Origin of the sequence: Nigerium sp., assembly GCF_039811905.1 — a bacterium.
Taxonomy (GTDB): domain Bacteria; phylum Actinomycetota; class Actinomycetes; order Propionibacteriales; family Propionibacteriaceae; genus Propioniciclava.
Genome location: NZ_JBDHZL010000020.1, coordinates 1 through 11,659 on the forward strand (window position 1 = coordinate 1; position 11,659 = coordinate 11,659).

Below are 11,659 nucleotides of genomic sequence, written 5' to 3' on the forward strand. Positions count from 1 at the left end.
GAGCAGACGGACGCCGGCGGGGCGGCGTCCGAGCGGGCGGCGTCCGAGGCGGCGGCGTCCCGGCGGGCGGCGTCCCGGCGGACCGTCACCCCGGGACGCCTCGCGCTCGCGGGCGTCGGGCTGGCCGCGACGGTGGCGCTCGGCGCGCTGGCCGTGCGGATGCGGGCCGGGCGGCGTCCGCGGGGTTAGGGTCGCCTTATGGCTCGCGAGTGGTTGGTCGCTCTCGTCGTGGTGGTCGCGTTGCTGCTGATCACCGCGATGGCCCGGCGTCGGCGTCCCCCGGTGGGGGATGAGCTGGCCGCGATCTTCGGCGAGGCGCCGGCGCCCGATCCCGGGCCGCGGGCGCGCCGGTGGGCGCTGGGCGCCCTGTACCGGGCCGGGGTGGACGCCGAGGCCGACCCCGTGTACGCCATGCGGGTCCTCCGGCAAGCCGAGCCGCGGCTCTCGCTCGCGGGGGCGAGGTCCCTCGTAGCCGCTGTGTCCTGACGCCGTCCTGACGCCCGTATCCCGGGCGGCCCCTCGGGGTCGCCCCGGCGTCTGCTTAACTGACGCCGTTTGACAACCGGGAGAAGGAGCACTTAGTCATGCCTGAGCTCACTGCAGAGCTACAGCAAGAGTTCGACACTGTCGTCCGGCGGAATCCCGGCGAGGCGGAATTCCATCAAGCGGTCCGCGAGGTGCTGGAGAGCCTCGGGCCGGTGATCGATCGGCGTCCGGAGTATCTGGAGTCCGGCATCATCAGCCGCATCTGCGAGCCGAACCGCCAGATCATCTTCAAGGTGAACTGGCTGGACGACCAGAACCGCGTCCAGACCAACCGCGGTTTCCGCGTCCAGTTCAACTCGGCGCTCGGCCCCTACAAGGGCGGGCTGCGATTCCACCCGAGCGTGTACCTCGGCATCATCAAGTTCCTGGGCTTCGAGCAGGTCTTCAAGAACGCCCTGACCGGCATGCCGATCGGCGGCGGCAAGGGCGGCTCCGACTTCGACCCGAAGGGCAAGTCGGACAAGGAGATCATGAAGTTCTGCCAGTCCTTCATGCTCGAGTTGAGCCACCACATCGGCGCCGACACCGACGTCCCGGCCGGCGACATCGGCGTGGGCGGCCGCGAGATCGGCTACCTGTTCGGCCAGTACAAGAAGCTCACCGGGCGCTACGAGTCCGGCGTCCTCACCGGCAAGGGCCTCACGTGGGGCGGCTCGCGCGCCCGCACCGAGGCGACCGGCTACGGCACGGTGTTCTTCGCCGACGAGATGCTGAAGCTCACCGGCGAGAGCTTCGAGGGCAAGAAGGTCGTCGTGTCCGGGTCGGGCAACGTCGCGATCTACGCCCTCGAGAAGGCGCAGCAGCTCGGCGGCACGGTCGTCGCGATGTCCGACTCGGGCGGCTACATCGTCGACGAGGGCGGCATCGACCTGGAGCAGATGCAGGAGCTCAAAGAGATCCGGCGCGGCCGGATCAGCGAGTACGCGGACGCCAACCCCTCGGCCCGCTTCGTCTCCGACGGGCAGATCTGGGATGTGCCGTGCGACATCGCCCTGCCCTGCGCCACGCAGAACGAGCTGCCGCTCGCCGGCGCGGAGGCCCTCATCAAGAACGGCTGCACGCTCGTCGCCGAGGGCGCCAACATGCCGAGCACTCCGGAGGCGATCAAGGCGTTCCGGGCCAACGGCGTCCGGTTTGCGCCCGGCAAGGCCGCGAACGCGGGCGGCGTCGCGACGTCGGCGCTCGAGATGCAGCAGAACGCGTCCCGCGACTCGTGGACCTTCGAGTACACCGAGGAGCGGCTGAAGGAGATCATGGTCGGCATCCACGCCCGCTGCGCGGAGACGGCCGACGAGTACGGGTCGCCCGGCGACTACGTGCGCGGTGCGAACATCTCCAGCTTCGTCCGCGTCGCCGACACCATGCTGGCGCTGGGCGTGATCTGAGCAGTCACCCCACAACAGGCCGCCCTGAGGGGCGGCCTGTTGCGTGCGGTGGGGCGGCGACGGGGGTCGGGTCGCGCAACGCTGCAGGCGTTGTCGAAACGCTGCAGGCGTTTCCAGGACGCCTGCCTCCGGCCGGTTCGCTGCCTTACGTAAGGCAGCGAACTCGCCGGAGCCCGGCGTTTCCGCAATGCTGCAGGCGTTTCGCGCGCTCAGGCGGGACGCGGGCCGGCGAACGGATCCCAGTGCGGGTCGTCGTGCGTCTCGAGTTCGATGCGCCAGGTCACCTCGGCCGCCGTCTCGGCCCCGTGCAGGTGGCGGATGAGGGCGGCGGTCATGTCCATGCCCGCGGCGACGCCCGACGACGTCCAGCGCTCCCGGTCGGCCACCCACCGCGCCCGGCGCCGCCAGGCGACGTCGGCGCCGAAGCCCGACGCCCAGTCGAAGGCGCGCTTGTTCGAGGTCGCCGCGTAGCCCTCGAGGAGCCCCGCGGCCGCGAGGAGGGCGGACCCCGTACAGACCGACGCCACGATCTCGGCGCCCTCGGCGAAGGCCGCGAGGCGTCCGAGGAACGCGGCGTCGTGGGCCAGCGGCCGGGTGCCGGCGCCCCCGGGCACGAGCACGATGTCGCCGGCGTGCGCCGCGTCCAACCGCGACGTCGCGATCACCTCGGTGCCCTGCGAGCTCGCGACCGGCCCGGGCGTTTCCGCCACGAGTTCGACGGCGAACCGATCCGGCAGCATGCCGAGCAGTTCGACCGGCCCGAAGACGTCGAGCAACTCGAACCCGTCGAAGAGCACGATCGAGACGGTGCGGGGGGCGGAGTGGTCGGTCACGATCCCGACCTTAACACCGCGGCGACAGGCCCTTTCCCACGCTCCGCCCTCAGATGGCCACCGCCGCGGACGTCCGGCAGCACAGCACGCGCTGGGCGACGACGTCGGAGTACAGCTCCAGGTCGTCGAAGCGGGCGACGTGCACGACGTCGGCCAGACGCGTCGCGGGGTCGAGGTCGGCGATGACGTTCGGCCGGCTCGTGACCACGTCGGGGCGGAACGTCACCCCGCGCCGGTCGTCGAACAGGGCGCAGTAGAAGATCCCGGTCTCGACGAGGTCCTGGAAGAAGTGGCTGCCGTAGCTCAGCTCGGGCCGGAACTCCCCGGCCGCATACGTCGCCTCGACGAGGACGGCCGCGTTCGAGATCTCCGCGAACCGCGCGGGCACCCCGAGCGCCTCGGTCGTCGTCCCCCAGCGTCCGGGCCCCAGCAGCAGGAACGGCTCGCCCTTCAGCGCCCGATTCAGGACGCCCACCTGGCGCGCCACCGCGTGCCGGTCGGCCTGACCGAGCGCCAGATACGCCTCCGGCCGGACGGCCACCACATGCGTCAGCGACAGCCGCACGTTGCCGCCCATGAACTCACCGTCCGAGGAGAACAGGACGCCGGCGGCGTCCGTCACGCACGGCATCGCCACCGCGGAGCCGGGCCCGCGCGTCTGCAGGGGCCGGCACTGGACCAGGTTGATCCGCGGCTCGCCGTCGGCGGTGATGTTCACGGTGAACTCGACATCGACGGGGTAGTCGTAGGCGTCCGACAGGGCTTTGAGCAGGTTTTTCATGACCGTAGGGAACGGCGTCCGGGTCAGCAGCCCCGCGAAGTCGACGATGACCGGCGGCTTCGCGGGGCGGCGTCCCCGCTCGGCCAGCCGGCGGCGGGCCTCCAGATCGGGGCTGGCGAACAGCGACCAGTCGGCCGCGAGGTCGAGCCCCTGGAGGGCCGAGACGGGCACGGTCGCCGGCGCGTCCTCGGCCAGGTCGAGCACGTCGACGAACCGCTGGCTGTTCGCGGCGACCTCGTCGGCGGCCAGGCGTCCGCGGGTGGGGGAGTCGAGCGCGACGATGCGGGCGTGGTCGGTGCCGGTGCGGTCGACGGCTCGCGTCCCCATGCCGAGCACGAGGCGGAGCATGCCGGCGTCGCCGTCGATGTCGGGGTCCCACACGTACAGGTTCGAGGAGTTCCCGACGCCCGCGGCGTGCGGGAAGAAGTACCGCGCATGGTGATCCCCGGACACCCGCTGGATCAGGATGGCCATCTGCTCGTCCGCCTCCGCGAGCCCGCGGGCCTGCCGGTACCGCAGCGCCTCCTCGCTCATCGTGCTGGCGTACACGGCCCGGACGGCGTCCTCCAGCGCGGCGAGGCGGCCCTCCGGAGTCCCCTGATTGGCCAGGAAGAAGCTGTCGTACTTGCCCGCGAACGCGTTGCCGAAGTTGTCCTCCAGCAGCGAACTCGACCGGACGATGATCGGCGCCTGCCCGAAGTGCTCCAGCACGAGCCGGAACTGGTCGCGGATCGGCGTCGGGAACGCCCCGCCCGGGATCTCCCGGTGCAGTTCCGCCCCCGCGGCGAGAAAGCCGTCGGGCGTCCGCTGGCGCAGCCGGTGGGCCCACCAGCCGTTCGCGACGAGGAACGTGTAGAAGGCGTCCGCGCCGACGTAGAACGAGTCGTGCGGCTCCAGATGCCCCGCGAACCGCCCCTCGGGGTCGTGATCGAGGATCGCCCGGGCGACCAGCATGCCCACCGACTTGCCGCCGATCCGCCCGGTGCCGACCTCGCGGGACGCCACGACGACCAGGTCGGCCAGCGTGAGGTGCCGGTGGGCCAGCTCGACCATGCGCCCGTCCCGGCCGACCATCACGTCGCACAACTGCCGGGCTAGCCGCGCCCGGGTCTCGTCGTCGGCGTCCAGGGCGGCGTGGGCGTCCTCGACGATCTGCTGCCAGCGGTCGGTCCGGCTGGTGAGCCGCCCGAGCGGCGACATCAGCCGCGCGGACGCCTCCGACGCCGTCACCGGGACGGCCGAGCCCGCGTCGATGCGGTGGGGGAAGAACATCGTCGGAGACGACCGCTGGTCGACCTTCAGCGGGTGGACGAACGTCGCGTCGCCCGTCACGTGGAGGTCGAGCAGCAGCTGCGTGGTTTCGCGGATCCCGGCGACGGTCGCGTTCGTGTGCGCCGAACGCATGAGGGCGAAGTAGGCGATCGTGTCGAGCTCGTAGAGGAACGGGCAGGTCACCTTGAAGAAGTTCATGACCATGAGGTCGGAATGCCAGGCGTCCAGCAGCTCGGTGAGGGAGTCGAAGAGGTAGAACGCGCGGCGTCCCTCGGCCTCGATCAGGTCGTGGACGCGCGCGGCGAAGTGCTCGAATCCGCGCGACGGGTCGAGCCGGTGCACCTCGATGTCGTCGTCGGTCACCAGCGGCGGATGCTCGGCGAACCGGACGTACAGGATGCGGCGGCCCTCCGCGCGCGACTGGGCGACGAACGGGTCGAGGACGGTGCGGAAGGCGTCCAGGTCGTCCACCTGCCAGACGACGTTGTCGCCCAGGCGGAGGCCGTCGACGGCCTGGTCGAGCCCGGCGATGCCGGTGCTGGCGCGCTCTGCTGCCATGGGGGACCCCTTCGTCGGCGCTCGTCGGGAGGCGATGTCGCTCACCGTACCTGCTGAGACCTGGCGGGCGCGCCGGGACGGTGCCACTAGACTCCGGCGCATGCCCAAGGTTCTGATGAAGCTGCCCGTCGGCGAGAAGGTCGGGCTCGCGTTCTCCGGCGGACTCGACACCTCGTGTGCGGTCGCCTGGATGCGTGAGAAGGGGGCGATCCCCTACACCTACACCGCCGACATCGGGCAGTACGACGAGCCCGACATCGACTCGGTGCCCGACCGGGCGCTGGCCTACGGCGCGGAGGGCACGCGCCTCGTCGACTGCACGACCGAGCTGGTCAACGAGGGGTTCGTCGCGCTGGCGTGCGGGGCGTTCCACATCCGGTCCGCCGGGCGCACCTACTTCAACACCACCCCGCTGGGTCGCGCGGTGACGGGCACGATGCTCGTCCGCGCGATGAAGGAGGACGGGGTGAACATGTGGGGCGACGGCTCCACCTACAAGGGCAACGACATCGAGCGGTTCTACCGCTACGGCCTGCTCGCGAACCCCGACCTGCGCATCTACAAGCCGTGGCTCGACGCCGACTTCGTCTCCGAGCTCGGCGGACGCGATGAGATGAGCCAGTGGCTCACCGAGCGCAACCTGCCCTACCGCGACAGCAAGGAGAAGGCGTACTCCACCGACGCCAACATCTGGGGCGCCACCCACGAGGCCAAGGAGCTCGAGTACCTCGGCGTCGGCATGGACATCGTGGAGCCCATCATGGGCGTCGCCCACTACCACGACGACGTCCAGATCGAGACCGAGGAGGTCTCGGTCTCGTTCGAGCAGGGCATCCCGGTGCGCATCAACGACGAGAGCTTCGATTCGCCGGTCGCCCTGGTTCGCCGGGCGAACGAGATCGGCGGACGCCACGGGCTCGGCATGGCCGACGAGATCGAGAACCGCATCATCGAGGCGAAGAGCCGCGGCATCTACGAGGCCCCCGGCATGGCCCTGCTGCACGTGTGCTACGAGCGGCTCGTCAACGCGATCCACAACGAGGACACGGTGGCCGCCTACCACAACGACGGCCGCAAGCTCGGACGCCTGCTGTACGAGGGCCGCTGGCTCGACCCGCAGTCGCTCATGCTGCGCGAGTCGCTGCAGCGCTGGGTCGGCTCGGCGATCACCGGCACCGTCACGCTGCGGCTGCGCCGCGGCGAGGACTACACGATCCTCAACACCGAGGGCCCGTCGCTGTCGTACCACCCCGAGAAGCTCTCCATGGAGCGGGTGGGGGACTCGGCGTTCGGCCCGGTGGACCGCATCGGCCAGTTGACCATGCGCAACCTCGACATCGCCGATACGCGGACGCGGCTGGAGTCCTACGCCCAGATCGGCCTCGTCGGCGGCGCGGTCTCCGAGCTGGTCGGCGAGCTCGAGCAGGGCGCCGCGAAGGCGATCACCCAGCAGACGACCCCGAACTCCGAGGTCATCGAGGAGGGCCAGAACTTCTCCGGCATGGAGTCCGGGCACGACTAAAGCGCCCCGGGCCACCGGGGGGATTCGTCCCCCCGGTGACGGGAAGCCCCTCCAGGGGTAACATCGATAGACCCTGATATCTGGGTGCAGCGAGGTCGCTCACTGAGGAGGGGCCATGACCACACTGGAGGCAACCGGTTACATCGTCGTCGGCACCGACGGCTCGAAGCGGGCGCGGGGTGCGATCGACTGGGCGGCGGAGGTCGCGCAGGGGCGCGGGCTTCCGCTGCTGATCGTGCAGACCGTGTCGGAGTTCCCGATCCCGTCGCGCACGGGCGTGTACTCCGCGATGATCCACGGCGGGCTGCCCGAGGAGATTCTCGACTCGACCAAGCGCAGCCTCGCCCGCGAGGCGCGCCGCGTCCGGAAGGACCGGCCCGGCCTCACCGTCGACGAGACGGTGATCGAGGGCAGGGCGTCCTACGTGCTGGCCCGGGCGTCCAAGACGGCCGAGCTCGTCGTCGTGGGCGCGCGGGGCGTGGGCGTGCCTTTGAAGGTGCGCGCGCTCGGCGGCACGTCGGACGCCGTGGCGACCCACGCGCACGGGCCCGTCGCGATCATCCCCGACGAGGGGGACCCGACCCCGGACGGCCCCGTCCTGGTCGGCGTGGACGACTCGGAGGAGTCCCGGGCCGCGATCAGGCTGGCGGTCTCCGCGGCGAGGCGCCGCGGCGTCCCGCTGATCGCGCTGCACGCCTGGACGACCCCGTGGCTCGACGGCGAGGCCGCGACGACGTTCAAGCCGGACGATCTCGAACGGTCCTTCGAGGGGCTGGTGGAGCGCCTGGTGCGTCCGTACGTCGACCGTGCGCCCGGCCTCGACCTCGAGATCCGGGTCGTCAACCAGCGGCCGGCGTCCGCGCTCGTGGAGGCGTCCACAGGCTGCTCGCTCGTGCTCGTCGGGTCGCGCGGCCGCGACGGGTTCGCGGGGCTCCTGCTCGGCTCGACCAGCCGCGGGCTGCTGCGCGACGCCCACTGCCCGGTCATCGTCATGCGCCGCGGGGCGCAGCTGGCCGACGACATCAGCGACCCGACGGGCCCGGACGCCGACGCCACCCCGGACGCCGACGCCACCCCGGGCGATCCTCCCCGGTGACGGGCCGGGGTCGGCGGTCCGGCTAGCGGAGTCGCCCGTCGATCAATCGGACGATGGACGTGCACCGGCGCCGGCGGGCATAGCCTGACGGCGTGAATCACGACCGCAAATGGGCGGCCCTCGCGGTGCTGGCCGCGGGGCTGTCCCTCATCGTCCTCGACGGCACGATCGTCGGCGTCGCCCTGCCCGCGATCATCGCCGATCTTCGGCTCGACCTCACCGACGCGCAGTGGGTCAACAGCCTGTACTCGGTGGTGTTCGCGGCGCTGCTGCTCACCTTCGGACGCCTCGGCGACCGCTTCGGACGCCGCTCGCTGTTCCTCGCCGGCGTGACGGTGTTCGTGGCCGGCAGCGTGGTCGCGGCGTTCGCGTCGGGCGCCGAACAGTTGATCGCATCCCGGGCGCTGCAGGGGGTCGGCGGGGCGCTCGTGCTGCCGTCGACCCTGTCGACGGTGAACGCGACCTTCCGCGGCCGCGACCGGGCCGTCGCCTTCGGCGTCTGGGGGGCGGTCATGGCCGGCATGGCCGCGATCGGGCCGTTGCTCGGCGGCGTCCTGACGACGTGGCTGGACTGGCGCTGGATCTTCCTCGTGAACGTCCCGCTCGGCATCGCGGTCGTCGCCGCCGGCGTCGCCTGGGTGCCGGAGAGCCGCGGCCGCATCGACGCCCCCGGCGCCGACGTCCTCGGCCTCCTGCTCAGCGCCGGCGGCCTCGGCCTGCTCGTGTTCGGCCTGATCGAGGGCAACTCGCTGGGCTGGTGGACGCCCACGGCCGACTTCCCGCTGCTCGGCTTCGTCTGGGGCCAGGACGCCCCGGTGTCGCTGCCCGCCGCCGCGATCGGCGTCGGGATCGTGCTGGTCGGCCTGTTCCTCGGTTGGGAGGGACGCCGCGGCTTCTTCGGCCGCTCCGCGCTGCTCGACCTGCGCCTGTTCCGCATCGGGACGTTTGCCTGGGGCAACCTGACCGCCGGCATGGTCGCGGTCGCCGAGTTCGCGCTGGTGCTGGTCGTGCCGCTGTTCCTGGTGAACGTGCTGGGCCTCGACATCATGGGGGCCGGCCTCGTGCTGGCCGCGATGGCGTTCGGGGCCTTCCTGTCGGGCGCGATGGCCCGGCACGTGGCGGCCCGGTTCGGTGCGCCGCGCGTCGTCACGCTCGGCCTGGCGCTCGAGGTGGCCGGGGTCGCGGTGACCGCGCTGGCCCTCAGCCGGACGACCTCCCCGTGGCTGTTGGCCATCACCCTCGCCGTCTACGGGCTGGGGCTCGGGCTGGCGTCCGCGCAACTGACGTCGACGGTGCTGGCCGACGTGCCGACCGCGCAGTCGGGGGCCGCGTCCGCGACGCAGAGCACGGTCCGGCAGCTCGGGTCGGCGTTCGGCAGCGCCATCGGCGGGACGGCCCTGGCCGTCAGCCTCCACGCGACGCTGCCCGCCCACCTGGCCGAGTTCGGGCTCACCGGACGCGCGGCGTCCGGCCTGGTGGACGCGACGGTCCTCTCGGCGGGATCGAACATCCCCGGCCTGGTCGCCGCGGGCGCCCACGGACGATTCGGCGACCGGACGCCCCAGCTCGCGGCCGCGCTCGCCGACGGCTTCGCGCGGGCGACGTCGAGCGCGTTGTGGATCGCCGCGGCCTTCCTGGCGCTCGGCCTGATCGGCTCGCTCGTGGTGAGCGCGCAGGCCAACCGCCAGGCCGCCGTGCGGGCGTCCGACGATTCCCAGCAGCCGACCGACGTCAGCGGCGCTGCACCCAGCCGCCGTTGACGAACTGCCGGGCCTCGCCCGGCGCGGCGTCCGTGGTGACGCGGAGGTCGCGGTTCAGCGTCTCGGGGCTCACGTACGTGGAGACGAACGAGACCACCATCACCAGGGTCATGTAGATCGCGACCGGCACCCACGACCCGCCGAACCACGCCAGCAGGGACGCCGCGAAGACCGGAGCCAGGCCGCCGCCGACGACCGAGCCGAACTCGCGCCCGACCGTCACGCCCGCGTAGCGGTAGCGGCTGCCGAACAGCTCGGGGAAGAAGCTCATCTGGGGCCCGGTGATGCCCTGGGCCGCGAACACGAACCCGAAGATGATGACGCCGGCGATGGCGAACCGGTTGCCGGTGTTCAGCAGCGGGAAGGCGATGAACGGCGTCACCGCGAGGACGGCGCAGAGGATCAGCAGCCAGACGCGGCGTCCGATGCGGTCGGAGATGATGCCCGAGACGAACGCCGACACGGCCGCAGCGAGCGCGCCGATCAGCAGCACGGGCGGGATGAACGTCGTCTCCATGCCCAGCACGGTCACGAGGTACGAGGCCATGAACACCTGGTACAGGTACGAATGCGTGGACGCGCCGAAGAAGCTGCCGAGGACCCGCAGCACGGTGCCGCGCCCGTCGTGCCAGACCTCGGCGAGCGGGGCGCGGTCGACGACGTCGACGGCCTCCTTCAGGTCGTCGAAGACGGGGCTCTCGTTCATCTTCGAGCGCACGAGCGCAGCGACGATCGTCACGACGATGCTGCTCCAGAAGATGGCGCGCCAGCCCCACACCATGAGCGCGTCCTGCGAGAGGGTCTGCGCCGCCACCCAGACGATCGCGCCCAGGGCCGCGCCGAGCGCGGCGCCCACCTGGACGAAGCTCGCGTACCGGCCGCGCTGGCCCAGCGGCGCCGTCTCGGTGAGCAGGGTCGCGCACCTCTTTCATTGCATTGAGAGAAACGCGTCATTGCGTACGCTGAAAGGTTCTCATCGTCGGCGGGTGCGATCAAGACCGCCGGGGCGCCAACTGACTCCCGGTGTTTCGTTCGCTGAAACGGACGCCTACGGCGTCCGGACCTGGTTGGGGATCGCGCCGCCGTAGCGGCGGTCGCGGGAGGCGTAGAGCTGGATGGCGTGCCACAGGTCGCGCCGGTCGAAGTCGGGCCACAGGCGGTCGAGGAAGACCATCTCGGCGTACGCCGACTGCCACAGCAGGAAGTTGGACGTCCGCTGCTCGCCGGAGCTACGGACGAACAGGTCCACATCGGGGATCTCCGGCTCGTCGAGGAACCGGGCGAACGACTTCTCGGTCAGGCGGTCCGGGTCGAGCCGGCCCTGCTGCGCGAGTCGCGCGACCTCGCGCGCGGCGTCCACGATCTCGGCCCGGCCGCCGTAATTGACGCAGAACTGGAGCGTCAGGACGTCGTTGCCGGCGCTCATGCGCTCGGCCTCCTCGAGCTCGGCGATCACGCTCTTCCACAGTTTGGGATAGCGGCCGGCCCATCTGATGCGGACGCCGAGGGCGTTCAGCTCGTCGCGGCGCCGGTGGATGACGTCGCGGTTGAAGCCCATCAGGTAGCGCACCTCGTCGGGGCTGCGCTTCCAGTTCTCCGTGGAGAACGCGTAGGCCGACAGATACTGAACACCGATCTCGATCGCGCCGTGAATGACATCGAGCAGGGACGCCTCCCCGCGGGCGTGCCCCTCGGTCCGGGGCAGGTTGCGCTGCTTGGCCCAGCGGCCGTTGCCGTCCATCACGATGGCGACGTGCCGGGGGATCAGCTTGGGCGGGATCGCGGGCGGCCGGGCGCCGCTCGGGTGGGGCGTCGGCGGCTGCGGGGACGAGATCGGCACGCGGGCAGCCTAGCCCGTGGGGGAACGTCCGCGAGCCGCCCGGCGGGAGCGATGGTGAGACGGGCG

Annotated in this window: 10 protein-coding genes; 6 read left to right on the plus strand and 4 right to left on the minus strand. The window is 71.6% G+C overall.

Annotation, left to right across the window (positions count from 1 at the left end; genetic code table 11):
- From WMJ97_RS05795 to gdhA, 3 genes are all read left to right on the plus strand, one after another.
- On the plus strand, positions 1-189 hold a 189-nt coding region (locus WMJ97_RS05795; protein ID WP_347348029.1), incomplete at its 5' end, for a hypothetical protein.
- Between the two features lie 9 nt (positions 190-198).
- Positions 199-486, plus strand: a complete 288-nt coding sequence (locus tag WMJ97_RS05800; protein ID WP_347348030.1) for a hypothetical protein — start codon at positions 199-201, stop codon at positions 484-486.
- Positions 487-584: 98 nt separating this feature from the next.
- A complete protein-coding gene (gene gdhA, locus WMJ97_RS05805) occupies positions 585-1,931 on the plus strand; it encodes an NADP-specific glutamate dehydrogenase (RefSeq protein WP_347348031.1) in 1,347 nt (448 codons plus the stop codon).
- 209 nt (positions 1,932-2,140) lie between these two features.
- Here the strand turns inward: gdhA and WMJ97_RS05810 are convergent, their stop codons facing one another.
- A complete protein-coding gene (locus WMJ97_RS05810; RefSeq protein ID WP_347348032.1) occupies positions 2,141-2,764 on the minus strand; it encodes a DJ-1/PfpI family protein in 624 nt (207 codons plus the stop codon).
- A gap of 49 nt (positions 2,765-2,813) precedes the next feature.
- On the minus strand, positions 2,814-5,375 hold the full coding sequence (locus tag WMJ97_RS05815; protein WP_347348033.1) for a PEP/pyruvate-binding domain-containing protein: 2,562 nt from the start codon (positions 5,373-5,375) through the stop codon (positions 2,814-2,816).
- Positions 5,376-5,475: 100 nt separating this feature from the next.
- Here WMJ97_RS05815 and argG point away from each other — a divergent pair, with 100 nt between their 5' ends.
- The 3 genes from argG (at position 5,476) to WMJ97_RS05830 (ending at position 9,753) form a co-directional block, all read left to right on the plus strand.
- Positions 5,476-6,897, plus strand: coding sequence for an argininosuccinate synthase (argG, locus tag WMJ97_RS05820; RefSeq protein WP_347348034.1), 1,422 nt, complete (start codon positions 5,476-5,478; stop codon positions 6,895-6,897).
- Positions 6,898-7,012: 115 nt separating this feature from the next.
- Positions 7,013-7,993, plus strand: coding sequence for a universal stress protein (locus tag WMJ97_RS05825; RefSeq protein WP_347348035.1), 981 nt, complete (start codon positions 7,013-7,015; stop codon positions 7,991-7,993).
- 92 nt (positions 7,994-8,085) lie between these two features.
- Positions 8,086-9,753 (plus strand): MFS transporter, encoded by a 1,668-nt coding sequence (locus tag WMJ97_RS05830; protein ID WP_347348036.1) that lies wholly within the window; start codon positions 8,086-8,088, stop codon positions 9,751-9,753.
- Here WMJ97_RS05830 and WMJ97_RS05835 read toward each other — a convergent pair.
- Entirely contained in the window at positions 9,725-10,666 is a 942-nt protein-coding gene (locus tag WMJ97_RS05835) for an MFS transporter (RefSeq protein WP_347348059.1), read from the minus strand. The two genes, WMJ97_RS05830 and WMJ97_RS05835, sit on opposite strands and share 29 nt — an antisense overlap.
- A gap of 135 nt (positions 10,667-10,801) precedes the next feature.
- Positions 10,802-11,593 (minus strand): isoprenyl transferase, encoded by a 792-nt coding sequence (locus WMJ97_RS05840; RefSeq protein ID WP_347348037.1) that lies wholly within the window; start codon positions 11,591-11,593, stop codon positions 10,802-10,804.
- Between the last annotated feature and the right edge of the window lie 66 nt (positions 11,594-11,659).